At 64.1% G+C, this 26,659-nt stretch carries 23 protein-coding genes and 1 tRNA gene; 10 read left to right on the plus strand and 14 right to left on the minus strand.

Annotation, left to right across the window (positions count from 1 at the left end; translation table 11 throughout):
* Positions 1-16 precede the first annotated feature (16 nt).
* A complete protein-coding gene (locus tag ELS24_RS21170; RefSeq protein ID WP_050449797.1) occupies positions 17-1,090 on the plus strand; it encodes a S24 family peptidase in 1,074 nt (357 codons plus the stop codon).
* Between the two features lie 56 nt (positions 1,091-1,146).
* Here the strand turns inward: ELS24_RS21170 and ELS24_RS21175 are convergent, their stop codons facing one another.
* Positions 1,147-1,596 carry a PA2169 family four-helix-bundle protein gene (locus tag ELS24_RS21175; protein WP_127185275.1) on the minus strand — a complete coding sequence of 150 codons (450 nt, stop codon included), beginning with the start codon at positions 1,594-1,596 and terminating at the stop codon, positions 1,147-1,149.
* Positions 1,597-1,758: 162 nt separating this feature from the next.
* Positions 1,759-2,367: a glutathione S-transferase family protein gene (locus ELS24_RS21180; RefSeq protein WP_050449795.1), complete on the minus strand. Its 609-nt coding sequence runs from the start codon at positions 2,365-2,367 to the stop codon at positions 1,759-1,761.
* A gap of 113 nt (positions 2,368-2,480) precedes the next feature.
* Here ELS24_RS21180 and ELS24_RS21185 point away from each other — a divergent pair, with 113 nt between their 5' ends.
* Positions 2,481-3,491 (plus strand): helix-turn-helix transcriptional regulator, encoded by a 1,011-nt coding sequence (locus ELS24_RS21185; RefSeq protein ID WP_127185276.1) that lies wholly within the window; start codon positions 2,481-2,483, stop codon positions 3,489-3,491.
* A 263-nt stretch (positions 3,492-3,754) separates the two neighbouring features.
* Here the strand turns inward: ELS24_RS21185 and ELS24_RS21190 are convergent.
* Positions 3,755-3,830 (minus strand) — tRNA-His (locus tag ELS24_RS21190).
* Between the two features lie 224 nt (positions 3,831-4,054).
* Between ELS24_RS21190 and cls the strand changes: the two genes are divergently transcribed.
* A complete protein-coding gene (gene cls, locus ELS24_RS21195) occupies positions 4,055-5,512 on the plus strand; it encodes a cardiolipin synthase (protein WP_127185277.1) in 1,458 nt (485 codons plus the stop codon).
* A 32-nt stretch (positions 5,513-5,544) separates the two neighbouring features.
* Positions 5,545-6,459: a LysR family transcriptional regulator gene (locus tag ELS24_RS21200; RefSeq protein ID WP_127185278.1), complete on the plus strand. Its 915-nt coding sequence runs from the start codon at positions 5,545-5,547 to the stop codon at positions 6,457-6,459.
* Positions 6,460-6,530: 71 nt separating this feature from the next.
* On the opposite strand, the gene ELS24_RS21205 is transcribed toward ELS24_RS21200, so the two are convergent.
* The 4 genes from ELS24_RS21205 to ELS24_RS21220 all read right to left on the minus strand — a co-directional run bounded on the left by ELS24_RS21205 (position 6,531) and on the right by ELS24_RS21220 (position 10,045).
* On the minus strand, positions 6,531-7,322 hold the full coding sequence (locus tag ELS24_RS21205) for an enoyl-CoA hydratase (RefSeq protein WP_127185279.1): 792 nt from the start codon (positions 7,320-7,322) through the stop codon (positions 6,531-6,533).
* 11 nt (positions 7,323-7,333) lie between these two features.
* Positions 7,334-8,308: a Bug family tripartite tricarboxylate transporter substrate binding protein gene (locus ELS24_RS21210; RefSeq protein WP_050449790.1), complete on the minus strand. Its 975-nt coding sequence runs from the start codon at positions 8,306-8,308 to the stop codon at positions 7,334-7,336.
* Positions 8,309-8,328: 20 nt separating this feature from the next.
* On the minus strand, positions 8,329-9,510 hold the full coding sequence (locus ELS24_RS21215) for a CaiB/BaiF CoA transferase family protein (protein ID WP_127185280.1): 1,182 nt from the start codon (positions 9,508-9,510) through the stop codon (positions 8,329-8,331).
* A gap of 106 nt (positions 9,511-9,616) precedes the next feature.
* Positions 9,617-10,045 (minus strand): PaaI family thioesterase, encoded by a 429-nt coding sequence (locus ELS24_RS21220; protein ID WP_127185281.1) that lies wholly within the window; start codon positions 10,043-10,045, stop codon positions 9,617-9,619.
* 92 nt (positions 10,046-10,137) lie between these two features.
* Here ELS24_RS21220 and ELS24_RS21225 point away from each other — a divergent pair, with 92 nt between their 5' ends.
* Positions 10,138-11,010: an NAD(P)-dependent oxidoreductase gene (locus ELS24_RS21225; protein WP_050449787.1), complete on the plus strand. Its 873-nt coding sequence runs from the start codon at positions 10,138-10,140 to the stop codon at positions 11,008-11,010.
* Position 11,011: 1 nt separating this feature from the next.
* On the opposite strand, the gene ELS24_RS21230 is transcribed toward ELS24_RS21225, so the two are convergent.
* From ELS24_RS21230 to ELS24_RS21240, 3 genes are all read right to left on the minus strand, one after another.
* A complete protein-coding gene (locus ELS24_RS21230; RefSeq protein ID WP_127186422.1) occupies positions 11,012-12,295 on the minus strand; it encodes an MFS transporter in 1,284 nt (427 codons plus the stop codon).
* A 295-nt stretch (positions 12,296-12,590) separates the two neighbouring features.
* Positions 12,591-13,939, minus strand: a protein-coding gene (locus tag ELS24_RS21235; protein WP_428839657.1) for an IS3 family transposase whose coding sequence is annotated in 2 segments (ribosomal slippage) — positions 12,591-13,469 and positions 13,472-13,939 — 1,347 coding nt in all. Because the reading frame shifts where the segments join, the coding sequence is not laid out codon by codon here.
* Positions 13,940-13,999: 60 nt separating this feature from the next.
* Complete coding sequence (locus ELS24_RS21240; protein ID WP_127185283.1) at positions 14,000-14,656, minus strand: GntR family transcriptional regulator; 657 nt, start codon at positions 14,654-14,656, stop codon at positions 14,000-14,002.
* A 215-nt stretch (positions 14,657-14,871) separates the two neighbouring features.
* Between ELS24_RS21240 and ELS24_RS21245 the strand changes: the two genes are divergently transcribed.
* Together ELS24_RS21245 and ggt are read left to right on the plus strand one after the other, a co-directional pair.
* Positions 14,872-15,867, plus strand: a complete 996-nt coding sequence (locus ELS24_RS21245) for a Bug family tripartite tricarboxylate transporter substrate binding protein (RefSeq protein ID WP_050449784.1) — start codon at positions 14,872-14,874, stop codon at positions 15,865-15,867.
* Positions 15,868-15,891: 24 nt separating this feature from the next.
* Entirely contained in the window at positions 15,892-17,487 is a 1,596-nt protein-coding gene (gene ggt, locus ELS24_RS21250; RefSeq protein ID WP_127185284.1) for a gamma-glutamyltransferase, read from the plus strand.
* A 10-nt stretch (positions 17,488-17,497) separates the two neighbouring features.
* Here ggt and ELS24_RS21255 read toward each other — a convergent pair whose 3' ends face one another.
* Positions 17,498-18,199 carry a response regulator gene (locus ELS24_RS21255; protein WP_050449782.1) on the minus strand — a complete coding sequence of 234 codons (702 nt, stop codon included), beginning with the start codon at positions 18,197-18,199 and terminating at the stop codon, positions 17,498-17,500.
* A 313-nt stretch (positions 18,200-18,512) separates the two neighbouring features.
* On the opposite strand from ELS24_RS21255, the gene ELS24_RS21260 reads away from it, so the two are divergent.
* From ELS24_RS21260 to ELS24_RS21270, 3 genes are all read left to right on the plus strand, one after another.
* Positions 18,513-18,884: an Hpt domain-containing protein gene (locus tag ELS24_RS21260; RefSeq protein ID WP_127185285.1), complete on the plus strand. Its 372-nt coding sequence runs from the start codon at positions 18,513-18,515 to the stop codon at positions 18,882-18,884.
* A gap of 533 nt (positions 18,885-19,417) precedes the next feature.
* Positions 19,418-20,875: a ShlB/FhaC/HecB family hemolysin secretion/activation protein gene (locus tag ELS24_RS21265; RefSeq protein WP_240669352.1), complete on the plus strand. Its 1,458-nt coding sequence runs from the start codon at positions 19,418-19,420 to the stop codon at positions 20,873-20,875.
* A gap of 67 nt (positions 20,876-20,942) precedes the next feature.
* The gene (locus ELS24_RS21270; protein ID WP_164741373.1) at positions 20,943-23,615 is read left to right on the plus strand and encodes a filamentous hemagglutinin N-terminal domain-containing protein; all 2,673 of its coding nucleotides are present in this window, start codon (positions 20,943-20,945) and stop codon (positions 23,613-23,615) included.
* Between the two features lie 129 nt (positions 23,616-23,744).
* Here ELS24_RS21270 and ELS24_RS21275 read toward each other — a convergent pair whose 3' ends face one another.
* From ELS24_RS21275 to ELS24_RS31540, 3 genes are read right to left on the minus strand one after another with little or no spacing between them, the layout of a single operon-like run.
* Positions 23,745-24,962 (minus strand): fimbrial protein, encoded by a 1,218-nt coding sequence (locus ELS24_RS21275; RefSeq protein ID WP_127185288.1) that lies wholly within the window; start codon positions 24,960-24,962, stop codon positions 23,745-23,747.
* Positions 24,963-24,994: 32 nt separating this feature from the next.
* Positions 24,995-25,777, minus strand: a complete 783-nt coding sequence (locus ELS24_RS21280; RefSeq protein WP_240669353.1) for a fimbria/pilus periplasmic chaperone — start codon at positions 25,775-25,777, stop codon at positions 24,995-24,997.
* Positions 25,774-26,631, minus strand: a complete 858-nt coding sequence (locus tag ELS24_RS31540) for a fimbria/pilus outer membrane usher protein (RefSeq protein WP_205736926.1) — start codon at positions 26,629-26,631, stop codon at positions 25,774-25,776. The genes ELS24_RS21280 and ELS24_RS31540 overlap by 4 nt, the downstream gene beginning before the upstream one ends.
* Between the last annotated feature and the right edge of the window lie 28 nt (positions 26,632-26,659).

The following is a 26,659-nucleotide window of genomic DNA, read 5'->3' on the forward strand; positions in this document are numbered from 1 at the left end:
TGCATAGCATTGCTATATGAAAATGTGGACTATCGAAGAGGAAGCCGCCGCGCTGCGCGCACGCTTTGAAGGCGTGAACCGCGCGGCCTTTGCTCGTGACCACCAAGTGAAGGGCGGCCAGGCGATGATTTACCAGCACATCACTGGCCGCCGCCCCATTGGGATTGAAGCGGCCATGGCCTATGCCGAAGGGTTTGGCTGCACGCTGGCTGCAATCAGCCCGCGCTTGGCGGCCGAAGCCAAGAAGGCCGCGTCGTTATCGGCGGCGGCACCACTTGCCGCCCCGGCCACTGACGTGGCGTGGCCCTTCCCTTCGGTGCCGCAGTCGCTGATCAAAGGCTTGGCCGACGATCAGCTCAAGCGTCTGGAAGGCGCGCTGCTATTGGCGCTGGGCCAGATGGGCGTCAAGACGAAGGCGGCGGCCGCGCAATCCAAGTCGCCGCAGTCCAAGCGCGGCGCGCTTTTGAATATCGACGCCGTCGCCGACGAATTTCCCATGGCGCCGGTATCGGCAGCGCCCTGGGATCCGGACGGCGTCACCACGCATCAGGCTGAACGCATGCAGGCGCTGCGCATCAGCACCGCGGCCAACGTCGGCCACGTCCCCCACGCGGGCTATTCCGCCAATGACCAGGAATTCATGCCCATCCCCGAACTGGATGTGCGCCTGGCCGCCGGCCGGCTTGGCATCGAGAACTATCACGAGACCGAGATCGGCGAAATCCTGCTGCGCCGTTCGTTCCTGGAATCGTTCAAGCTGCCGATCAACCGCATGAAGATCGTGTATGCGCAAGGCGACAGCATGGAACCCGTGATTCGCAACGGCGGACCCATGCTGTTCTTTGAAGACCCCATCACCGACCCGCGCGAGATCGACCCGCGCACGGTCTACGCCATCAACCATGGCGGCAAGATGATCGTGAAGTGCATCGCGCGCGAACGCGAAGGCGGCTGGCTGGCCAAGTCCTTGAACCCGGCCTATGCGCCTTTTGCGCTTGAGAAAGAAGACGGATGCGAGGTTCGCATCGTCGGGCGGATCTTGTGGTCGCCTTATGATTTGCGAAATGGGGTGGACGAGCGCTTGCTGTAGGGGTACGCCGAGGCTACACCTTTTAGGGGGCTTGCAGGTGCAGCCCCGGCGATACCTTAGTTCGCGGCCTTGTAGCGATTCCGCAGATCGCGGATCTGATCGTGATTGCGCACAACGCCAGCATTCTGCCGTTCCACGATCACACGTATTTCTTCCGGCAGCGGTTCCTTCAGCGCGTCAGCATAGGCCGCCTTCGCCACGTCCTCGCCACGTTCGCATTCTTCCAAAATGACCAGATCGGTGCGCCCGGCCACGGCGGCCTTCAAGTTGGTCCAGCCGCGATGCACCGCGCCCGCGACCGTGCCACTGTCCTCGGGCACGCCGCCCAACTGCGCAATCACGGTCTGCAACTCCGCGGCGCCTGCGGCGCAATCCTGCGCCCGGTTCCTGAATAGCTGCTGCAACTCAGGATTCTTCGTGTCATCGGCGGCGGCTTCAAAGCCCTTCTGCCCGTTCTTCGAGGTTTCGATGAGGTGGTTCAGTGTCTTGATGACGTTGTCAGCCATGTCCGGTCTCCTAGGATCTATCAAGCCGCGTGGGCGGCTTGGGAAACATGACGACAGCAAGTTCCATTCCCGGACGGGCTTGAATGCGGGCGGTTCGACAGCCGGAAGCTGCAGCTAGATATCGGAGTCGACGCGATACACAGGCACAGGCCCGCCGTCGCTTCAGACCTCGCCTTGCATCGCAGGCCTGGCCTTGATCGTGCTCAGCCATGCCTGCACCTTCGGATGGGCGGCCACCGGCGCGCCCAGAAAGGCGGTGTAGCCGACCACCGACGCCACCACCAGGTCAGCCAGCGAGTACTTGTCACCCACCATCCACGGCTGGCGCGTCAGATGCGCATCCAGCAGCCCCAACAGCGAATCCAGATCGGCGATGGCCCGCTCGGCCTGGCGGGCATCGCGGCTTTGCTCGTCGCCGTGGGCGACGACATACAGGCGCGAGACCACCGCGCCATACGTCACGTAGGCCCACGTGCACCACGACATGGCGGCCAGCCGCTGCGAAGTGCCGGCCGCGGGCCACAAGCCCCGCTCGACGCCCCAACGTTCACCCAGCCACAGGTGGATGGCCAAGGCTTCGAACAGCGGCGCACCGTCCACGGTCAGGGTCGGCACCTTGCCGTTGGGGTTCAAGGCCAGGAATTCCGGGCGGCGCTGCTCGCCGGCCTGGATATCCACCTTGACGCGTTCGTGCGGCACCTGCAGTTCGGCCAGGGCGCAGGCGATGGGGGAAGCGCTGGACTGGGGGTACCAATGGAAAACGATAGACATGGACAAGCTCCGGAATGGGGGGGAGTGCCGCGGCCCCATGGCCGCTGACGACGGACGAACTTTAAAATCCATTGCGGACAGTTTCCGCCCTTGATACAGGCTATCGTTGCCCGATGCTCAGTTCCAGCAACCGCCTCCTGCGCCTGCTTTCCCTACTGCAGACCCGCCGCCATTGGGCCGGCGCCGACTTGGCGCAGACCCTGGCGGTGCATCCGCGCACGCTGCGCCGCGACATCGACCGGCTGCGCGAACTGGGCTACCCGATCCAGGCCAGCAGCGGTGTGGCGGGCGGCTACGCCTTTCGCGCGGGCAACGCCCTGCCGCCCCTGCTGCTGGACGACGACGAGGCGCTGACGGTGGCCATCACGCTGCGCACCGCGGCCACGGGCACGGTCGGTGGCGTGGAAGAAGCCGCGCTGCGCGCGCTGGTCAAACTAGAGCAGGTGATGCCCGCGCGCCTGCGCCACAAGCTGGACGCGCTGCGGTCGGCCATCGTGCCGCTGCCGAGCCGGGGCCCGATGATCGATGCGGGACTGTTGGCCGCGCTGGCCGCCGCCTGCCGCGACCAGTTGCGCATCAACTTCGACTACGCGGACAGCCGCGGCCAGCCCAGCACGCGCCAGGTCGAGCCGCAGGGGCTGGCGCACACGGGGTATCGCTGGTATCTGGTGGCGTGGGATCCGGCGCGCGACGATTGGCGCACGTTCCGACTCGATCGAATCACCGGCGCGGTAACGCTGGGCGCGCACTTCGCGCCGCGTCCGCCGCCCGAAGGTGGCGACCTGCGCGCCTATGTGACGCGGGCGGTGGGCCAGGCGCCCAACGCCGAAGAGGCACGCATCGTGCTGCATGCGCCGCACGCGGTGATTGCCGCGCGCATTCCGGCGTCGGCCGGCCAGGTGGAGGCGTTGGACGATGGCCGTTGCCTGCTGCGCTGCAACGGCCAGTCGCTGGATGCGCTGACGTATTGGCTGCTGGCGCTGGAAGTGGAATTCGATGTGCTGGCGCCGGCATCCCTGGCGCAGCGCTTTCAGATCGCGGGCGAACGGGTCGCCCGCATGCTGCAACGGCGCGATACCGCTACGCCGCAACAGGCAGACGGCCCGGCGGCGGCGAATGACTAATGCTTAGCTGACCTGCTTGGTCTGTTCGGCTTTGGCCAACTGCTGGATCGCCAGCGACTCATCGGCTCAATTCGTGTTAATGCGCCGTAGTTGTTCCGCGTCATGAGTGATCACGGCGTGCGGGTTTTCAAATGGAACGCCGGCGCGTGGTGAAGATCAAGAGCAGTGCCTGACCGATGCCACCAATCGCGGTTCATGCCACCATTGCAGAAACGGCGGACAAGAAAAAAGCCGCTCTAGGCGGCTGATTTCTTTGAATTCTTTGGGGTGGCTGATGGGGCTCGAACCCACGACAACTGGAATCACAATCCAGGACTCTACCAACTGAGCTACAGCCACCTCTGGGGTACTACTGGTGTATTGCTTTTCAGCATTACTTTTCAGTACTACTTTCTTCTCCCCCGCCGCGCTTCAAACTGAAGCTCAGCAACGAAGAGGCCGAACTATAGCATATTTTTTGGGGCCGTCAAAAGCCCCTTATCTTCCTCCCCATTGCCAACGCCGCACACCTTGCTATCCTTCCGCATGGCTCAACCCTGGAGGCCGACTTTTACGTCATCGCTATGGATCGCATACACGCAATTTTGATCGATTACTGGCCCCATCTGGTGTTTGCCGTCAGCATCGTGGCGGGCACGGGTGCTGCGGTGCATGCCGCGATGACCAAGCAGGACGTCCGGGCGGCCATCGGCTGGGTGGGAGTGGCGCTGTTTTCGCCGCTGTTCGGCGCCCTGTTTTACTTTGTGGCCGGCATCAACCGCATCCGCAAGACGCGGGTGTCGCAGCAGCGTGACGAAACCATGGTGGTGGATGCCGAGCAGGTCGACACCTTGCCGGTGGACGTGGTGGCGGTCTCGGGGCCGCAGTTTGCGTCGTTGAAAGTCCTGGGTGACCGCGTCAGCCAGTTTCGGCTGCTGGGCGGCAATGCGGTGCAGCCCCTGGCGGGCGGCGATGAAGCGTATCCGGCCATGATGCAAGCCATCCGCGACGCGCAGCACGCCATCGCGATGCAAAGCTACATTTTCGACAATGACGAGATCGGCCGCGAAATGGCGCAGGCGCTGATCGAAGCGCAGGCGCGTGGCGTGCAGGTACGGGTGTTGATCGACGCCATCGGCTCCAAGTATTCGCGTCCGCCCATCGTGCGCATGCTGGCGCGAGGCGGCGTGCCGGTGGCGCGCTTCATGACGAATCCGCTGGGCGTGCTGCGCATGCCGTATGCCAACCTGCGCAGCCACCGCAAGGTGCTGGTGATAGACGGGCGCGTGGGTTTTACCGGCGGCATGAACGTGCGGGCGGCGTTTGTGAGCGCGCTGGCGGGCGACGCCGTCAATCACGACACGCATTTCCGCGTGGAAGGGCCCATCGTGACGCAGCTGATGTCGGTGTTTGCGCACGACTGGAATTTCACGACGCATGAATCGCTGCCGGCACGGCCCTGGTTTGATCCGCACGCATTGCCGCCCACCGGCAACGTGCCGATGCGCTGCGTGCCGTCGGGGCCGGACCGTGCGCTGGGCAGTTCGCACAACATTTTGCTGGGTGCGCTGGCGGTGGCGCAGCGCCACGTGCGCATTCAATCGCCCTACTTTCTGCCCGACCAGACGCTGATCGGCGCGCTGGGCACCGCCGCGCGGCGCGGTATTCAGGTGGATATCGTCATCCCCAACAAGAACAACCTGCGGCTGGTGGATTACGCCATGTCGGCGCAACTGGACCAGGTGGTGCGCACCGGCTGCCGCGTGTGGCGAGCGCTGGGCACCTTCGACCATTCGAAGCTGATGACGGTGGACGACGCCTGGGCCTACGTGGGGTCATCGAACCTGGACCCGCGCAGCCTGCGCCTGAATTTTGAGCTGGACAGCGAAATCTATGACCCTACCGTGGCACGCTGGATCGGCAACCGGATCGATGGGCTGATCGCGAATTCCAAAGCGGAAACGCTGGAAACCCTGACCAGCACGCCATTCGCCAAGCGGCTGCGCAACAAGGTCATCTGGCTGGCCACACCGTATCTCTGACGCATCAAAAGCGGCCACGGTAATCTTGCACGATGCGTTACGAACTCACCGACCTTCGCCTGTTCCTTGCGATTGCCGAGGCACAAAGCCTGTCGGGCGGCGCCAATACGGTCCACCTGACCGCCTCGTCCGCCAGCTACCGGCTGAAGAACCTGGAAATGGCAATGGGCGTGCCGCTGTTCAAGCGCGAGGCACGCGGCATGGAGTTGACAGCGGAAGGCGCGTTTGTGCTCAAGCATGTGCGCTCGCTGCTGGCCGGCGTGGAGCGCATGCATGGTGAAGTCAGCGGCTTTGCCAGCGGCCTGAAAGGCAGCGTCAAGCTATTCGCCAACAGCAGTTCGTTGAACGGGTTCATCGTACCCAGCCTGAGCCGCTTTCTGTCGGCCAACCCGAATGTGAACATCCTGCTGGAAGAGCGCTCCAGCAACACGATCGAGGCCGCCATCGCGGGGCAGGAAGCGGATATCGGCATCTTCGCCGGCCACGCCGAATCCGCCGGGGTGCAGGCCGTGCGCTATGCGATCGATGAACTGATCATCGCGGCGCCGTTGAATCATCCTGTGGTGCAACATTCACCGATTCGTTTCCCTGCCGTGCTGGACCTGGATTTCGTGTGCATGAGCCGCGCCAGCAGCAACTACATCTTTTTGCGCGACATGGCCAAGCTGGCGGGCAAGACGCCCAAGGTGCGCATCCACGTGCACACCTTCGACGCCGTGCTGGCGATGGTTGAGGCAGGCGTGGGCGTGTCGCTGGTGCCGCGCAGCATCGCCGCCACCGCCTTGCGCGAACAGCGCATTGCGGCGGTGGCCATCAGCGAACCTTGGGCACTGCGTGAACTGACGCTGGTGACGCAAGCCGACGGGCCGCTGTCACCGTTCGTGGAGCAGGTTGCCGAGTACCTGCTGGACGACCCGATCGTTGCCGCGACGCGCGGCTCGGATTGATCGCCCTCTTTTGAACAACGCCTGACCTTCGCCGGGTCATCGGTTGTTCAGCCCTTCGATCAGCCCTTCGATCAGCCCTTCCCGCCGCGCTTGTTGGCCAGGAATTCGTTCATGAACTTCTGTGGCTCGCCGGTGTTGAAGGCCGCGCCGAATTCCGCGACGCTGTCTTCAATCGCCGCGTCCACCGACATCGTTTCCCAGCGGCGCAGCAATTTCTTCTGCTGACGCAAGGCCGCGGGCCCCAACGCGGCGAAACCCTGCGCCAGCTTGTTCACCTGATCGTCCAACTGCGCTGCCGGCACGGCGGCATTCACCAGCCCCCAGTCCTGCGCGCGGCGCGCGTCGATCAGTTCACCCGTCAAGAGCAGCCACGCGCTGTTGGCCGCGCCGATCAGTCGGGGCATCAGCGCCGCATGGATCACCGACGGAATACCGACCTTGACCTCGGGCATGCCGAACTTGGCGTCATCGGTGCAGATGCGCAGGTCGCACGCCAAGGCGAATTCCAGCCCTCCGCCCAGGCACCAGCCAGGGATGCGGGCAATCACCGGTACGGGAAAGTGCCGGACGGCGTTGCACAGGTCACGCAAGTTCGAGATGAAGCGTTGCGCGCTGGATTCGTCCAGCGCGGCCATTTCGGCGATATCCGCACCGGCCACGAAGGCGCGGTCGCCGGCGCCGCGCAGCACCAGCACACGCACCGATTCGTCGTCCTGCAAGTGCGTGAGCGCTAGACGCAGGCCATCGATAACGGGCGTGCTCAAGATGTTGAGCACCCCGGCGTCTTGCATGGTCAAGGTAGCGATGCCGGACGCGTCGATCTGGACGCCGGCATGGGGAAACGACAGATTCTTGGTATTCACAAGCGCTCCTCTTACTGCATTTTCTCGAATTTAATGTCTTCAACCACCGCCTTCCAGTGGCGGTTCGACTGCGCGATCAGCGCGCCGAAGTCTTCCCGCGACATCGGGCTGGGCACCGCGCCCTGCCGTTCGATGGCGTCCACCGTGGCGGGGTCCGCCAAGGCCTCGCGCACCGCCGCGTTCAGCTTGTCCAGCACCGGCGCGGGCGTGCCGGCCGGCGCGGCCAGGCCGAACCACGACGGGTTGTTCATGGCGGGCAACCCAGCCTCGGCATAGGTGGGCACGTCCGGCAGCACCTTCAGCCGCTGTTTGGCCGCCACCGCCAAGGGCCGGATGCGCTGCCCCTGGATCAAGGGGTAAGACGACGGGATGTTGTCGAACACCACCTGCACCTGTCCGGCAACCAGGTCGTTCAGCGCGGGGCCCAGGCCTTTGTAGGGCACGTGCAGCATGCGCGTGCCGGTGGTCTTCATGAACAGTTCGCCATTCATGTGGCTCAAGCCGCCATTGCCGGAAGAGCCGAAGGCGTACTTGTTGGGATCGGCCTTGAGCAGCGCAAGAAACCCCGCCAGGTCCTGCGCGGGCAATGCCGGGTTCACCACCAGCACGTTGGGCACGTCGGCCAGGTTGCTGATGGGCGCAAAGTCGCGAACGGGGTCGTAGGCGCTCTTGGCGTAGACGTTGGGATTGACGGCGTGCGAGCTTTCCACCGCCATCACCAGGGTGTAGCCGTCGGCGGGCTGCTTGGCGGCGTAGGCCGAGCCGATGCTGCCGCCCGCGCCCGGCTTGTTTTCAATGATGACCGACTGGCCCAACTGCGCGCCCAGCTTGTTGCCCACGACGCGCGCGATGATGTCGGTGGTGCCGCCCACGGCATACGGCACGACAAGGCGGATGGGCTTGTCGGGGTACTCGGCGGCGGCCAGAGCAGGAGTGGTCAGGCAAGCCAGCAGAACCGCAAGCGGCAGTTTTTTAATGGATGTCATTGTTGTCTCCTCGGGGTAGTTCAAATCGTGGCCGGACTGCCCAGCACGGCGTCGGTGTGCTCGCCCAGCAATGGCGGGGCAGCGCCCAAGGCATTGGCTGGCGTGCCGGCCAACAGCGGGTTGCGCACCAGCCGCATGTCGCCCAGCACGGGGTGGGTCGCGGTCTGGACCAGTTGCCGATGCAGCACTTGCGGATGCGCGAAAACTTCATCCAGCGTGTGGATCGGGCCCCATGGCACGCCGGCGCCGTCGAACGCGGCGGTCCAATGCTGGCGTGGCGCGGTCGCCAAGACCCGCGCCACCTGCGCGCGCAAGCCGTCCAGGTGCGACAACCGCGCGCTGTTGGTCGCATAGCGCGCATCCAGCGCCCATTCGGGATGCCCGGCCACGGCGCAAAAGCGCGCAAACTGGGCGTCGTTGCCAATCGCCAGGATCAAATGGCCATCGGCACACGCAAACACTTCATAGGGCGCACAGTTGGGATGCGCGTTGCCGCTGCGCTTGGGCGCCACGCCGGACACCAGGTAGTTGGCGCCCTGGTTGGCGTTCAGCGCCACGGCCACATCCAGCAGGCAGATATCCAGTGGCATGCCCTGCCCCGTCTGGTCGCGCTGACGCAGGGCGGCCAAGACCGCGGACGTGGCGTACATGCCTGTCATCAGGTCGACCACGGCAACCCCGGTGCGCAGCGGGCCGGCGCCGGGCGCGCCATCGGGCTGGCCGGTGTAGCTCATCAGCCCACCCATGCCCTGGAACACGTAGTCATAGCCGGGCTTGTCGGCCATGGGGCCGGACTGGCCGTAGCCGGTGATAGACAAATAGATCAGACGCGGGTTGATGCGCGCAAGCGAGTCATAGTCCAGGCCGTATTTGCGCAGCCCGCCTGCCTTGTAGTTTTCGACCAGGATGTCGGCCTGCGCGACCAGTTCTCGCACACAAGCCGCGCCCGCTTCGGATGCGAAGTCGATGGCAACCGATTGCTTGCCCCGGTTGCACGCCATGAAATAGGCGGACATGGCCGCGCGGCCATCGTCGGATTGCAAATCGGGCGGGCCCCAGCCGCGGGTGTCGTCGCCGCGCTCCGGGTGTTCGACCTTGACGACTTCGGCGCCAAGATCAGCCAGGTTCTGGGTACACCAGGGGCCGGCAAGTATGCGCGACAAGTCCACGACTTTGATGCCGCGCAAGGCGTTGTGAAGCATAGCGTCTCCGTGATTCAACAGCTTTGGAGAAGTATGTTCGCGGCCTCAGACCCTGAGAAGTTGAATGTTTCGAACGCTGCGTTCGTGCCGTTTCAAAGCTGCGCCATCAACCGTCCGACGCGGGAGTTGGGGCCGGACGCACGGCAAACACGGCATTCGCTTTGAGCATGACGCGCCCGTCTACCTGCAAGAGGCAATTGGCGTAGATCAAGCGCCTGCCTTGCTTGTCGATACGCACGTGCGCTTGCAGCCAGTCGCCCGGCTTGACCGCGTTCAGGTATTCCACCGACATCTGCACCGTCACGACAGACACCTGCAACTGCTGGGCAATGGTGTGCCCCAGGGCGCTGTCGGCCAGCGTGGCCAGCAAGCCGCCGTGCGCCATGCCATGCATGTTCGAGTGCGTCTCGTTCACGCGCAGGGCCAGCACGCTGTCGGCATCACGCCGGTACAAAGCGCCCAGGTCGGCCAGATGCGTCATGAACGGACTGCTGGGGCGCCACGGCGCGAAACCCTCGGGAATGGAATCAATCATGGAATTGTCAGTGCTTGGATTGGATGCCAGAAAGTAATCTAAGAGTAAGATTTACGCCACAACACACCTACACATGGCAGGAGCAGTGGAAGATGGCGAAAGTCGGCATGGTTGGAATCGGCCTCATGGGCCACGGTATTGCAAGCAATCTGGTCAAGCATGGTCATACGCTGACCGTGCTTGAGCATCCGGGCAATCAGCCCCTGGATGCGCTGAAAGCCGCTGGCGCGACCAGCGTGGAAAGCGGCGCGGCGCTGGCGGCGCAATCGGATGTGATCATTCTGTGCGTGACCGGTAGCCCGCAGGTGGAAGCCGTGCTGCTGTCGGAAGGCGGCGTGCTGGAAGGCCTGCGCGCCGGCACCGTCATCATTGATTGCTCGACGGCGATTCCGTCGTCCACCGTGAAAGTGGCCCAAGCCGTGACCGATTCCGGCGGCCGCTTCCTGGACGCGCCGATGACGCGCACCCCCAAGGAAGCCGCCGAAGGCCGGCTGAACTTGCTGGTGGGCGGCGATGCGGCGCTGTTTGAAGAGTGCAAGCCCATCCTGGCCTGCTTTGCCGAAAACATCACGCACGCCGGCCCCATTGGCGCCGGGCACCGCATGAAGCTGCTGCACAACTATGTGTCGCTGGGCGTGGTGGCTCTGCTGTCGGAAGCGGCGGCGTGCGCGCTGCGCTCGGACATTGACCCGGCGGTGTTCGCCGAAGTCTTGAGCAAGGGCGGCGGTGGCGGCGTGGCGCTGGAACGCATCAAGCCGTACTTGCTGGAGCAGGACCCATCGTCGCTGCGGTTTTTCATGTCGAACGCGCAGAAAGACCTGTCCTACTACAACACCATGGCGGCCGAAGCCGGCGCCGTGCGTGAAATTGGCGCGGCCGTGCAGCACACGTTCGACCAGGCCGTCACGCAAGGCGGCGGCGAACGCTATGTGCCCGAGCTGGTGACGTTGCTGAAAGACCGCTAAGTCAGCGCCCCACGGTTGCCGGCACGCGCGCCAGGCAGCGCCCCGGCAAGCGCAATGAAATCGCCGCCGCCACCAGCAACAGCACGCCCGCCGACCCGAAGGCGACCCAGTGCGTGTGAAAGGTATCGAAGGCCCAGCCGCCCAGCCACGAACTGATCATGCCGCCGATCTGGTGGCCCAGATAGGTCAGCCCGTACAGCACGCCCACCAAGCGGATGCCATAGACGTCCGCCAGAATGGCCGACGACAAGGCGATGCTGCCCGCCCACACGATGCCGCCGATGGTGGCCGCCGCATAAAGCTCCCAGTGCGCGCCCACCATGACCAACGCAAAGAACCCCAAGCCGCGCACCAGATAGATGGCGGCCAGGATGTTGCGCCGTTCCACCTGGTCCGACATGCGGCCCAGCACCAGCGTGCTGAAGATGGCGACCAGGCCGATCAGGCCGATGCCCAGCGAACTGGTGGTGGCGTCAAAGCCGTGGTCCATCAGCATGGGCATGCCGTGCGTGCCCAGCAGGTTCATGCTGTAGCCACAGGCGAACAGGCCCAGCGCCACCTGCCAGAACGGCAGCGTGCGCAAGGCGTTGCGCACGTTGGGCGCGGGGGTGCTGCTGTTGGCTGAGGCCGTGCCTTTTGTTGTTTTGGCGGGCGCTTTGTCTTTGATGATCTGGTGCGGCAGCAGGTCCGTGTGCTCGGGCGCCACATCACGCATTACGAACAGCGCGACAGGCACCGTCAGCAAGGCGAACAGCACGGAAAACGCCAGCAGCGTTTCCTGCCAGCCCAGGGCGGATATCGCGAAGGTCAGCGTCGGCGTCATCAAGGCGATGCCCGCCATGGACCCGGTGGACAGGAAGAACAGCGCCATGCCGCGCTGGCGCGTGAACCAGCGGCTGATGATCGGGGTCAGCGCCACGGGGCTGGTGAAGGCCAGGCCCACGGACAGCGCCACGCCGAACGACAGCAGGAATTCAATCGGGCCACGCGCAAACACCGTCCACAGCGACGACGCCACCACAATCGCCGTGCCCGTCAGCAGCACGAAACGCGTGCCGCGCACGCTGACCAGATATCCCGCCAGCGGCATGGCCAGGCCGTAGCACAGCATGCCCACCGCGACGATGCCGGACAACAGGCTGCGAGAAAATCCCAAGCCGTCCGCCATCGGCAGGAAAAATGGCCCGATGCCCATGCGCAGGCCCACCGTCAACAGGGTAAGCACCGCGGCGGCGCCGACGATGTTCCAGCCGAAATACCAGCCGCCCGACTCTTGCTTGTCCAACATGCCTCTCCTTGATGTCACTTTTTTTGGCCGCACGCGCGCGCCAGGGCTTGCAGACACCGCAGGGGAGGCGCGGACGAAAGTCCGCTGACGACACGGGGGTGGAGAAGGACGGCGCGCAGTGGGCGTGTTCTTGCCGGCGACCATAGGCCCACCGGACGCGACATATTACTCCCGGCTATAAGCGGGAATCCGGTGCACCAAGAAAAGCTGTTCGCTGAGCGGCCAATGGGTCGGCCTTGCGAATGAAGTCCCGCGGCGAGCGTGAACTGACCCCCAGAAGTTGGACGGTCAACTAAAGCCCGAAGGTCTGAGCTCGGTATTGCACCGGGCTCAGGCCTTTTAGCTTGAGCTTGATGCGATTGTGATTGTAGTAATGGATGTACTGCCGGATGCCGGCCTGCAACTGCTCGATGCTCTCGAAGCGGTTGAGGTGGAAGAACTCTGCTTTGAGCGTGCCGAAGAAGCTTTCCATGGCGGCATTGTCCAGGCAGTTGCCCTTGCGTGACATGCTCTGCGTGACGGACCGGGCGGCCAGCATGCGCCGGTAGATGGGCTGCTGGTATTGCCAGCCCTGGTCGGAGTGCAGCACGGGGCGCTCCGTCGGCCGCAGCCGCGCCAGCGCCTTCTTCAGCATGCTGCCCACGAGCTTGAACACCGGCCGCAGAGCGGTCTCGTAGGCCACGATCTCGCCGTTGTACAGGTCCATCACCGGCGACAGGTACAGCTTCTCGCCACGCACGTTGAACTCGGTCACGTCGGTGACCCACTTCTCGTTCGGACGCTCGGCCTCGAAGCGACGCGCCAACACGTTGGCCGCCACATGATGCGACTGACCTCGGTATGACCGGTACTTCTTGGCGCGCACGAGCGACTTCAAGCCCAGCGCCTGCATCAGCTTCTGCACCGTCTTGTGATTCACCAGCTCACCTGCCTGGCGCAGCACCGCCGTGATCCGGCGGTAACCATAGCGGCCCTTGTGCTGCGCATAGACCGCGTCGATGCGCTGCTTGAGCTCGGCGTACGGGTCCACGGCGCCAAGCGCCTTCAGGTGGTAATAGAACGTGCTGCGCGACAGCTTGGCTGCTCTCAGCAATAGCGCCAGCGGATGACGATGCCTCAACCCTTGGACCATTTGCGCTTTTTCACCAGCGCTTCGGTCCGTTCCGCTTGGATCAAGGCATCGAGTTTTTTTAGGTAATCGAGCTCCGCTCGCAGGTACGCGTTCTCTTCGCGCAACTGCTTCTCTGTCATGTCCTTGGCTGTTGGCTCGGGTGGATACTTGTGTGGCATGGCGGGGCTATCTCGACGTCTGGGCGCCAATGCGCCCATTCCGCCCTCATCATACCCACGACGCCATTTGCCGATGGCCCCGGAATCGCCCAAGTTGTAAACCGCCACAGCCTGCCTGTCCGACAAGCCGTCCTGCTCGATGCGCTTCAACACCTCAAATTTGAATTGCGCCGAATACCGCTTGCGCGGCCTGACTAAACCAGCCCGTCCATGCAGTTGGTAGACAGCCACCCATCGCCGCAGCAACGCATAGTCCACGCCGACCTCCCGCGCCACTTCCGCATAACTATGCTGTTCAGACAGATACCGCCGGACAGCGTCCAGCTTGAACTGCTCGTCGTACTTTGCCATGCAAAAAACCCCCGAAGGATGGATCAAAGTCCAACTTTCGGGGGTCAGTTCAGCGCGCGGTCAGGGTTTCTTTTCCAGGAAAGCCTGCAAGGCAGGCACCGTGTTCAGCACGTGCTGGCGCATCGCCGCTTCGCATCGCTCGGGGTCCCGCGTTTGCAGCGCGTCAATCAATTCCTGGTGCGATTCCCGCACGCGCAGCACGCGCCCCGGCTGGGCCGTCCACAAGCGCATATAGGGTTCAACCACGGAATGCAGCTCCGAGATCTGCCCCAGCAAGCGCGGCTGCTGACAGAAGCTGCACAGGTATTCGTGGAATTCCCGGTGGGCAGTGGTCCAGTCCAGATAATCACCAGACCCTTGATCCAGTTGCTCAAGCATGTTGCTCAGGCGGCGGACGTGTTCGGCATTCATATGCAGCACGGCGCTGCGCATGGCCAGCCCTTCCAGCACCGAACGCATTTCAAACACTTCCAGCATTTCCTGCTGATTCAGGCCGCGCACGACCGCGCCGCGATTAGCGCGGATTTCAACCAGGCCTTCGGAAGCCAGGCGCCGCAACGCGCCGCGCACCGGCATTCGGCTGGTACCGATTTCAGCGGCGACTACATCGGGTACCAAGCGCTGGCCGGGGGCATAACGGCCCAGGCGGATCTCGCGCTGCAAATGCAGGTACGCCTCGTCTTCGGCGCTGATCGCTGTCTTTTGAAACTGCAGCATTGTCGTCCCCGGGCTTGGAAAGCCGCCATGATAGATAAACGCAAAAATAACACAAACTGGATCCAGTGATCCATGGATGCAAACACTAATAGTCCAAGCCCGCCCACTCCCGTCTAATTGCCTCCGGACGGCACCGCTACGGGCTGTTCGCGCCGGAACGGGCGACAGACCCGCCCGGCGGCATTCCATTTTTCACACGCGATCAAGGGGAATCCATGAAATTTCGTCTCATCCGGACGTTGGCCGGCCTGGCCGCCGCCGCCTTCGCGACGCAGGCCGGCGCACAAGCAGCGTCGGCCGCTGCCCCGGCCACCGATTGGCCGCAGCACCCCGTGCGCATCGTCGTGCCTTTCCAGGCCGGCTCCGCCACGGACCTGATCACGCGCCAACTGGGCGCCGCGTTGTCCAACGAACTGGGCCAACCTTTTGTTGTGGAAGCCCGCCCGGGCGCCGCGGCGGCCATTGGCAGCGCATCGGTCGCGCGCTCGGCGCCCGACGGCTACACCTTGCTGATGGGTGGCCCCGCCGCCGTCGTCACCAACCGCTTCCTGCAAAAGCGCCTGGCCTACGACCCGGACGCGTTCGAGCTGGTGTCCCTGGTGGCCTACACCCCGAACATCCTGCTGGCCAACCCGCAACAACCGTTCAAGACCCTGCCGGAAATGGTCGCCTATGCGCGCGCCAACCCGGGCAAGCTGACCTATGCGTCGTTTGGCACGGGCACCACCTCGCACATGGCGGGTGAAATGCTGAAGTCCATCGCCGGCATCGATATCCTGCACGTGCCCTACAAGGGCGCGGGCGAAGCCATCCCCGCCCTGCTCTCGGGCCAGGTGTCCATGTACTTCGACACCATCATGACCGGGTTGCCCCAAGCCAAGAGCGGCGCGCTGCTGGCCCTGGGCATGTCGAATGCCAAGCGTTCGGCGCTGGCGCCGGACATCCCCACCATCGCGGAACAAGGCTATGCCGGCTACGACATCGCCCCCTGGTATGGCCTGGTGGCGCCCGCAGGCACGCCCGCACCCATCCTCGACAAGCTCAACCGCACCGTGAACAAGGTGCTGGCCGACCCGGCATTGCGCGGTAAGCTGGCGGAAGCCGGCGCGGAGCCGCGTGGCGGCAGCCGCGAAGAATTCGCCGCCTTCATCAAGGCCGAGATTCCGCGCACCAAGCAGTTGATCGACCAAGCCGGCATCACGGCGCAGTAATCCTATCTACGAGTCCCAGCATCCATGTCCCCCTCCTTCGATTGGTCTTTTCCGTACGCTTCCCGAAAAATGCCGGTCCTGGCCGCCAACGCGGTCGCGACCAGCCAACCGCTGGCCGCGCAGGCGGGGCTGCGCATGCTGCTGGCCGGTGGCAATGCCGTTGACAGCGCCATTGCCACCGCCATTGCCTTGACCGTTGTCGAGCCCGTCATGAACGGCATCGGCGGCGACATGTTCGCGCTGGTCTGGCACGACGGGCGCCTGCATGGCTTGAACTCCAGCGGCTGCGCGCCCGCCGCCTGGACGCCCGAATACTTCAATGGCCGCGACGCCATGCCCGGCACCGGCTGGGGCACGGTCACCGTGCCCGGCCAGGTGGCCGGCTGGAAAGCGCTGTCCGACCGCTTTGGCAAGCTGCCCTTCGCCAAACTGTTCGAGCCCGCCATCGCCTACGCCGAAGAAGGCTTTCCCGTGTCGCCCACCATCGCCCGGCAATGGGCGACGCAAGCGCCCAAGCTGGCGCATGAACCCGGCTTTGCCGAGGCCTTCATGCCGGAAGGCCGCACGCCGCAAGCAGGCGAATGGTGGCGCTTTCCGGCCCAGGGCAAAACGCTGCGCGACATCGCCGAAACCGGCGGCGACAGCTTCTACCTTGGTGAACTGGCGCAGAAGATCGCCGACTTTGCCAGCAAGACGGGTGGCGCGCTCAGCGCCGCCGACATGGCCGAGCACCGCCCGGAATGGGTCGCACCCATCTCGCAATCATTCCGCGACGTTGAACTGCACGAAATCCCGCCGAACGGCCAGGGCATTTCCGCGCTGATGGCGCTGGGCATGCTTGAGCAATTCGATCTGGAAGGCATGGGCGTGGACAGCGCCGACTACTACCACGTCAGCATCGAAGCGATGAAGCTGGCGTTCGCCGACCTGCATCATCATGTGGCCGACCCGCGCCACATGCGCACGGATGCGAAAGCGCTGCTGGACCGCGCCTATCTGGCCGAGCGCGCGCGCCTGATTTCCATGGACCGCGCCAGTGTTCCCACCGCCGGCACGCCCGCCACCGGCGGCACGGTCTACCTGACCACGGCCGACGCCAACGGCACCATGGTGTCGTTCATCCAATCCAACTACCACGGCTTCGGCTCAGGCGTCGTGGTGCCCGGCACCGGTATCAGCCTGCACAACCGCGGCCTGAACTTCGTGCTGACACCCGGACACGCCAACCAGGTAGCCCCGCGCAAGAAGCCCATGCACACGATCATTCCCGCCTTCGTCACGCGCGGCGGCCAGCCCTTGATGTCGTTCGGCGTGATGGGCGGATCCATGCAGGCGCAAGGGCATCTGCAGATGGTCACGCGCCTGGCCGCGTTCGGCCAGAACCCGCAGGCCATGAGCGACGCGCCCCGCTTCCGTGTGGAGAAGGGCCCGGTGGTGAATGTGGAATCGCACCTGCCGGACGACGTGGTGCAAACGCTGCGCGACCGTGGCCACAACGTGGCCGTGGCGCCCGCCGACAGCCTGGAATTCGGCTCGGCGCAATTGATATGCCGCCTGCCCCAGGGTGGGTACTTGGCGGCATCGGATTCACGGCGCGACGGCCAGGCCGTGGGGTTTTAAATCGGGGAGTTCAGGCCAGGCTCCAGGCGGTCTTGTCCGGCCGCTGAAGCGCCGGGAAGCCGCCTTCGCCCAATTGGCTTTGCACCGCGTCGGCGCCGTACTTGATCAAGTCGGCGTCGCGTTCGATGCCCAGTTTTCTCATGGCGCTGCGCTTCTGCGAGCTGACCGTCTGGACGCTGCGGTGCGACATCTGGGATATTTCGGTCACGGTGGCGCCTGCACAGAACAAGCGCACGATTTCGGCTTCACGCTTGGTCAGCCGGCCACGCCCCAGCACAAATGCCTGGTTGACGATCATGTCCTTGATGGTGGGCGAATAATAGGTCTTGCCCTGGTACATGGCGTGCACGGCGTTGATGATGTGGCTGGTTGAATCCGATTTGCTGAGCACGCATAGGTTTTCGTAAGCCAGCAAGGCGCGGATCAGCGTGGGGTTGTCGATCATGGTCAGCACCGCGACGCGCAGCGCGGGATACCGCCGCCGCAACAGCGCGATCAGCCCCAGGCCGTCTCCGTATTTGCCGCCGGGCATGGTGTAGTCAGACACTACGACGTCGCAGTGTTGTGTTTCCAGCCGCGCGACCAAGTCAGTGGAGTTCTCCGCGCATCCGATCACATCGATAGCCGGGTCCAGCCCTAGTTCATAGCTGACCCCAAGCGCCACGGCGGGGTGGTCGTCCGCGACGATCACGCGAATGTATCGTGATGACATTGTTGCATTTCCCTCTTCCACATCGGGACCCACCGGGCAACACGTTGCCTCGCATGCTGGAGATAGCGTCTGCTGCAAGCAAGTTGTTTTGTTCATCGGATGGGTTGCATCGGCGTTTCGCCATTGTGAAGCCGCTATATCGATAGACCGATATAGTGCTGCGCTAAGGTCAATAAGAGAATAGGAATAATACGAAAGTACCCCATGTGCATCTTTCCCGCGCAGGAGCCAAGCGTAACCCCACCACGCCCGGCCTGCCTTCGCGGCTATCGTCAAGAGACACATACCCGCAACAGGCCATATCAGCAAGCCCATGACCCCCGCCCTGCGACACGAACGCCGCACACGCACCATCACCGAGTTGACCTGCGCCGATCCCGCACGCATCCGTACCTTGGCCCATGCCTTCATCAAGGCCAATGACATTGACCTGCAACGGCTGCGCCTGCTTCATGCCCGCGACGACCGTGCCGCGCTGCGCCACTTGGCACACCGCATCAAGGGCGCGGCCCAGATGACGGGCGACGCGCAACTGAGCAGGCTTTGCTCGGTGTTGAGCCACGCCTGCATGGACCCCGATAACCATGACTTGTCGCTGGACGCCGTCGTGGCGCAACTAGACCTGGCGCTGCAAGAATTCGGCAAGTCCTGCAAGCAAATGGCCAACGACGTGGTTTCGCGCTAGCGAAGTCGGTGCCCCCTGCCATACCCAGGCGCCGCGACGATTCGGGATTCGTAGTCGTCGCATAGGACTTTCATAGTCCTCATAGAGCTTGTCCGCTTCACGCTTCGTATAGTCATTCGATTCGCCCGTGACGGGCCAGATGCCAGTGCCTGCGCCAGTCGTGCAAGGCAACAACACACCGGCAACATCGAATGATAAGAATGAATACGCGGCAACCCGACGCACACGGCGGCTTGGCGCTTGCAGTTCCTCGTTTCTTTTTCGCACTCCGAATTGCTCAGCGATTTTCTCGCCAAACTGTTCACTACGTTTCCGTTTGCGTGCTAGTGCTCTGCGCCCCGCCTGCTTGGGCGCAAATCCCTGACGCGGGTCGCCCTGACGCGGGCCGCCCTGACGCGGGCCGCTTCATTCGCGACCTGGAATCGACGATCCCTGCGCCGCCCCCCGCTCCAGAGGCGCCGGCGCTGAACGTTCCGGCCCAACGTGCCCCTGCGCACACCCCGGAAACCGATGTCGCCAAAAGCAGCCGGGTCTTGGTCAACGGCTTCCTGCTGGACGGCAATCACGTTTACGACGACTCTACGCTACAGGCTCTGCTGGCCGATCTGCTTGGGTCGGAGCAAGACCTGAACGGCTTGCGCGCCGCCGCAGCCCGAATCTCCGAACACTACCAGCAGGATGGCTACCTGCTGGCGCGCGCATACCTGCCCGCCCAGGAAATACAGGGCGGCCTGGTTCGCCTCCGCATTGTGGAAGGGGCGTATGGCCAGGTGCTGCTGAACAATACATCGCGAGCTCGGGATGGCGCGCTCGCACCCGTGCTGGAACCCTTGCACCCCGGTGATGCGGTGCACGGCCGTAGCCTGGATCAGGCGCTGCTGCTGCTGAATGACTTGCCCGGCGTTATTGCCACCGGCACCCTGCGGGCGGGCGCCGAGCCCGGCACAACCGACCTTGTCGTCAACGCCGAACCCGGCCCCTGGATCGCCGGCAGCATCGACGCCGACAACTTTGGCGGCGCTTACTCCGGCGAATACCGCCTTAGCGTGGCCGCCAGCATCAACAGCCCTTTAGCCTTGGGCGACCAATTGGATGCGCGCCTGCTGTCCAGCGACCGCGAACAGCGTTATTACCAGCTGGACTACCAGCTTCCCCTTGGCCCGTGGTCCACCCGCGTCGGCATGGGTGCGTCCAACATGCGCTATGAATTGGGCCGCGAGTTTGCCGTGCTGCAAGCCCACGGCAGCGCGCAGACCTCGCACCTTTATGTACGGCAAAACCTGCTGCGCAGTCGCGACATCAATGTCCAGGCCTCGTTGCAGTACGAACACAAGCGCCTGCGGGATAGCTACGACTACTTCGACCTGACCCGCGTCCAACGTATCGGCCTATGGACCGCCGCGATCAACGCCAGCGCCCGCGACTCGCTGTGGGGCGGCGCCAGCAACAGCGTTTACCTGGGGGTTTCGCGGGGCAATCTGCGCTTTGGCGACGAAACGCAGCGGAGCGACGACAAGTTTGCCAAGCAGGCGGCCGGCGGCTTCGGCGTGGTCAACCTCAGTTTGAGCCGCTTGCAGCGCGTGGCCGGCCCCGTGCAGCTTTACGGACGGGTGCGCTCGCAATGGGCCAACAAGAACCTGGACAGCGCAGAAAAATTCAGCCTGGGCGGCCCCTATGGCGTGCGCGCCCACGCATCGGGCGCCGCCAGTGGCGACCAAGGCTGGCAAGCCACGGGCGAACTGCGTTACCTGCCGCTGCCCGGCCTGCAATTCTCGGCCTTCGTCGATACGGGGTCCGTGCAGGTGAACAAACGCGCCTGGACATCCGAACGCAATCATCAATCCTTAAGCGCATTCGGCGTGGGCATCGCGCATGGCGGTGCCCAGCATGTGGTCAACGTCAGCGCCGCCTGGCCCTTGCGCCAAGGCAAAGAGACCGCGAAGAACGACAGACAACCCCAGTTCTGGGTGCAGGCCACCCGCTACTTCTGAGTCCTACCCACCCGCTGCACCCCCGCCCGGCAGGCGCACGGGCGCGGCACTTTCCCAGGAGGGAAACATGAACAAGACTTTTGCATTGGTTTGGAGCGAAGCACGGGGCGGCTGGGTTGCCGCCAGCGAATGCGCGCGTCGACGTGGAAAATCGTCGGGGGGGTTGCGGATGACCGTTGTTGCGCTGGCGTTGATGGGGGTTGTTGGCGCGGCCCATGCACAGGAGTTTCCGAAGGAAGGGGTGATCAAGCATGGAACCGGTGATATCGCTATCGACGCGGACAAGAACACCATGCGGGTCAACCAGAAGACGGACAAGCTGATCATCGACTGGCAACGGTTTGACGTCGGCGCGGGTAAGCAGGTGATCTTCAACCAACCCGGGCGAACCTCCGCGGTGCTTAACAAGGTACTTGGGCAACACTACAGCGACATCCGAGGCGACATCACCGCCAACGGCCGTGTATTCCTGATCAACCCGAACGGCATTATGTTCGGGACGTCATCGCGCGTAAGCGTGGGCAGCTTGGTCGCCTCGACCAAGCAGGTCAACCAGGACGATTTTCTGGACGGGGAGACGATGCGCTTCAACGGTCCATCGAGAACAGGTATCACTAGTGAAGGAAGGATCAGCGCCGATGGCGGCAGTGTCGCCCTGCTGAGCGAAAAAATAATCAACAACGGCAGCATCCAGGCGGACAGAGGTAGCGTCGCGATGGCATCCGGCGGGGCGTTCACCTTGACTCTGGACGGCAATACGCTGTTGCACCTGCAGGTTGACCGGGCCGCGTTGGAGTCTATTCTGGAAAATGAAGGAACGCTGCGCGCCCATGGCGGAACGGTCATGATGAAGGGACGTTCCAGGAGCGCCATGCCGTCCCTGGTCGTCAACAACAATGGCATTATCGAGGCCAATTCGCTTGACGGAAAATCGGGCTCCATCATTCTGGACGGCGGCGACTTCGCCAGCATCAACGCCGGCGGAAAGCTGACCGCCACGGGAGGGACCACGATGGCCGGCGGCACGGTGACCTTAAAGGGCAAAGCCGTGTTCATCCAGCCCGATATCGACATCGACACGCGCGGCGCGGCGGGGCAAACCGGCACATGGTCGATCACCGCGCATCACATCAACGTTTCCCCAGACGCCGTCACGAACGACGTTACGCTGGCCGCGAGCACGCTTGGCAAGAGCCTTGCGACCACCAACGTCTCGCTCGTCAGCACGGTCGGCCACATCGCGGTCAACGCCCCGGTCGAATGGGATGCAAGCACGTCACTGACCTTGCAGGCCGCGCGGCACGTGGACGTCAACGCCCCGCTAACCGCCCACGGCAATGGCGCGGCCATCGCGGCGAAGACGCTGGGCGGAGACCTGCGCATCAATGCCCGCATGACCCTGGCGGGCGACAACGCGGCGCTGGCCTTGATCGCAAAGTCCGACTTTGAACTACGCCATGGCGTGTCCATTGAACTGAGCGGCAAGGGCAGCACCTACGAAACCCGCGATGGCCGCTATACGGTCATCAACGACGTCAGCCAGTGGGAAACCATGAACAAGGACCTGAACGGCCGGTATGCGCTGGGCAAGAGCCTTCAGGCGGCCCGGGTCGCCACGATCGGCAATGACAGTGACGTCTTCACCGGCGAATTCGAGGGCCTGGGCAACACTCTGAGCAAGTTCGAGGTCACCGGCGACAACCATGCGGGTCTGTTCGCCCAGTCATCGGGCAATATCCGCAACCTGAACCTGTCCTCTACCTCGGTCACAACCGCTCAACACGCGCGATCGGCGGACAAAGCCGCCGGCGCGCTGGTAGGCACCAATTCCGGCACCATCACCAACGTGCATGCGGCGGGCACGCGCATGAACGACCTGGCGGGGGGCATGGGCGCGGTGGGGGGCCTGGTGGGTCGTGGCAACGGGGGGGTGATCGAGCGTTCAAGCGTTACCAACTCCACGCTGCAAGCCCGGGGCGGGCGCGTCGGCGGCCTAATCGGCGACAACAACGGGGGCTTTGTCAGCGACTCGTTATCCGAGGCCACCGTGCAAGTATCCGGCAACGTTCACGCCGGCGGCTTTGCCGGCTATAACCGCGCGGGCGGCACGCTATACAACGTCAAGGCACGAGGCTCGGTCACCCACAGCGGTGAATCCGGCAACGGCCATTTCGGCGGCCTGGTCGGCGCAAACGAGGCCATCATCGCGAAGTCCGCCGCCTATGGCCGGGTGCAGGTGAGCAGCGGCTCGGCCTTCTCCCTGGGCGGGGTGGCCGGTTACAACGGCGGGGTGATCGACCAAACCGCCGCAAGCGGCCACGTCAGCGGGGGCCATCACAGCGCGGTCGGTGGGCTGGTGGGTTACAACAACGGCAGGCTTACCAACACCGAGGCCAACGGCAACGTTTCCGGCCGGGATCGGGGCGACGTGGGGGGCCTGGTGGGCGTGAACCGCGGGACGATCCACCAAGCCGTGTCGCGCGGCACTGTTCGCGGCGAATACAAGAGCCGCATCGGCGGTCTGGTCGGCAGAAACCTGGTCACCGCGGAAATCCAGGGCGGCACCGCACAGGGCAACATCAGTGGCGGACTGCACACGACGATGGGCGGGCTGGTGGGCGTGAACGAAGGGCTGATCCATCAGTCGCATGCGCGTAATAGCGTCAATTACTGGTGGGGCCAGTGGCTGCTGCAAACCCGCGGCGCCGTCGTGGGGCGCAACACAGGCACCGTCTGGTAAGGCGCTGTGGCGACATAACGCCCTGACATCAAGACAAAGGTGGCGCAGTCCGTTCGGATTGCGCCACCTTCGCGTGGGCGGCCGATGCGGTGTTGCCGACGCGGCGTCGCCGATGTCGCGTCGCAGCGCCTAGGGAAACTCGAACGTGAACTCCGCGGCGGCATTGGCCACGCCGCCTTCCAGGTCGTCGCGACCCACTGCCGTGCGGATATAACGAGCCGCCAAGGACAATTGCGCGCCGCCGTCCAGCGGGGTCATCGCATAGTTGGGCCCGTAGGCGCCCCCCACGGGTCCGAAGCGCACGCGCTGATCCTGCTCGTCAACCACGATGACGCCGATTCCCCGGGCCGGTCTATCGCCGTTGGCATTCCGGCCATACAAGGCCAGGACAGTGTCCGTGCCGGCAACCAGGCCACTCTTGGCCCTGAACTTGACCTGCGGCCGCGCAAGCGCGCTGCATTGGTTCAATCGGATGTTGAAGGGCCTGGGTGCTGACATCGCGCCCTCAGCGGGAAAATCCGCGACGAAGGCCGGCAGCATGTGCACCGGAATATTCTGGTGCGCGCCGGCATCGCACTGGTGCTTGATGGTGATACTTTGCGCGCCCGCGTTGGTTCCCATGCTGAAGATCTTGCTACCCTGATAGACAGAAGTCATACCGCAGAGCTTCGCCCCCGGCGGGTCCGTCGGCGGTGGATTCTGCCAGGATGGAATGCCAACGCCAATCTGCCCCGGCGCCGTTAATCCGGCGCGTTCGGTGAAAAACCCAAGCACCATCGCCGTGTTGGGCGGTACCCCCGTCACGTTCAGATTGCGCGGAAGATCTTCAGGCTTTGCCATCAAAACCAACTGCTGCACGTAGGCAAAGTACGCAAACTGCAACAACACGCCATGTCGAGGAATAATGTCTTGCGCACCCATGACCAGACTCATCGAAGCCGAGGAAACCTCGGTATCCTGAAACAGGATTTTCAAGCCTATGCCATCGACGTTGGTGTTGACGATGTTGTTCACCATGTTGACGGGATTGCGCCACGCGGCCGTGCCAAATAATTTGTGCTTCTCTTGCGCACCTGGCAGCTTCACCGGCTTGAACCGGATCGCGATCGGCGCCTGCCTTTCGAACAGCACCTGCCCCACCTGAGACTGCGTTGTCAAGGGTTCGACCTCGGACCATCCAGAGCCTGCCAACCCTGGAAACTCCTCACACTCGGCCGCCGCGAAGACATCATCCGCGGCCGACGCCCATTGCGGCGCCGCCAGCATCGCCAGCATCGCCACGCCAGCCCTCCATCCCTTTGGATGACGCATTCGTCTCTTGCCCATATTGATCTCCTTGGCCGACATGCCACGCGCAGTACTAGTCGTGTTGTCCGCCTTCAGTGCTTGTGATGAAAGCCCAGTGGCGCCCGGCCTTCGATGATGTCGCCGTCGTCGTTGGCGGCTTGATACCGCAGTGCATCCTTGCCCCAGCGAGGCGCCGGCCCGCTGGGAAGCTGGAACCGCGTGCGGCCCAGCGGCGTGACGGTCAGCCCGCTTAAGGTGATGAACGAGCCAGTGATGAACTTGCCGGCAGCGCGCTCCCCTTCCAGCTCCACCCGAGCAAACGACACAACATACGGGGTCTCGTTGTGTGCCTCGATTTCGCGTTCGGCCGCGTGATACGTCCATGCCACCTTGCCGATCGCCTCACTGGCCGACCCCGGCAGACCTTCGGGCCGATACAGCACTTTCATCCGCAACCGATACGCAAGCTGCAGCAAGTTCTTCTGCGACGGATCGCGCGCCGGCACCTCCAGGAAGTTGATCCAGAACACGGATTCCCGATCTTTCGGCATGGCTTCCCCCGTATGCCGCAGCAGCAAGCTCATACGCCCTGCGGGATCCAGCCGAAACACGGGCGGCGTCAGCAGGAATGGCACGGTTTCGCGGCTGGGGTCGGCGGTGAAATCGCCAGAATCCAGCCAGCTTTGCACCAGGATGGGATGCTGCCCGGCGTTGCCGGTGCGTAGCGTCAGCGACTTTTGCCCCGCCGGATAGATGAAACGCGTGCCGGTCACGACCAAATCCGCCTGCACCGCGCGAACGGGCGCCATCACGCACGCCGCCGCCATCGCCAGCATCAACACCCCGCGCCACCCGGCAAGCACGCGCGCGCTCATCGCAGGGACAGCGGCCCAACGCCGCCTTGCTGTACAGGGCCTGGCTGGTCTTGAACACATTCCAGTTCCAGGATGTCGTAGGCACTGTCGCCGCGCGTGTGGCGAGCGGGCAATTCGTAGTCGATGTGACAGCTTTCGCCCTGGCCAGGCCCCCATTCGATACGCACGCTTCCTTGGTCGCTTTCTGCGCGCATGACGATGCGGCTGCCCTGCCCCACCGCGCCCACCGCCATGCGGGTTTGCGGGTCGATGGCTTCGGCGCCGAATGGCAAGGGCGCGCCGTCTGCCAGCTTGCTAAGGATCAAGACCTGACGCGCGCGCAGCGTGGGGTAGACCAGCTTGATGATGGCGCCCGCGCGGGGCGCGATGTTCAACGAGCTGGTCTTGAGTTCGATGTCCACCGGCAGGTCGGCCGGATCCACGTCCACCGAGTTCAAGCGGTAGGGGCTCAGGCTGCCCACCACCGCGTAGCCGCTGCCGTCTACCCGGTTGACGCCATAGCCCACGCGCATGCCCTCTGCGTCCTTGGCGTGAACCAGCGCCACGGTTTCGCCCATGGTCTGCGCCAAGGTCACGCCACCGCCATGCACGAGCATGGCGCCGTTTGCGCTCAGGGACGCTTGCCGATACCCCCGCCCCTGCCCCACGCTGGCCGACACCGAGCCTTGCGGAAAGTTATAGCCCACGCTGGCGTCCGCGGAATTGGCGTTGCTGCGGCCATTGTGGGCGGCCGACACCGAGTATGAGCCCGCGCCGCGATCGTCCAACGGGCCGCTGACGCTGGACGACAAGCGCGCGCCGTCACGGCTGTCACCGGTGTAGACCGCGCTCAGGCGTGGCGCGCGGGAAGTCATGTCCCGGCGACCCAGCGGGATGGCGACG

The sequence above is a fragment of the Achromobacter spanius genome, assembly GCF_003994415.1.
Lineage (GTDB): Bacteria > Pseudomonadota > Gammaproteobacteria > Burkholderiales > Burkholderiaceae_B > Achromobacter > Achromobacter spanius_C.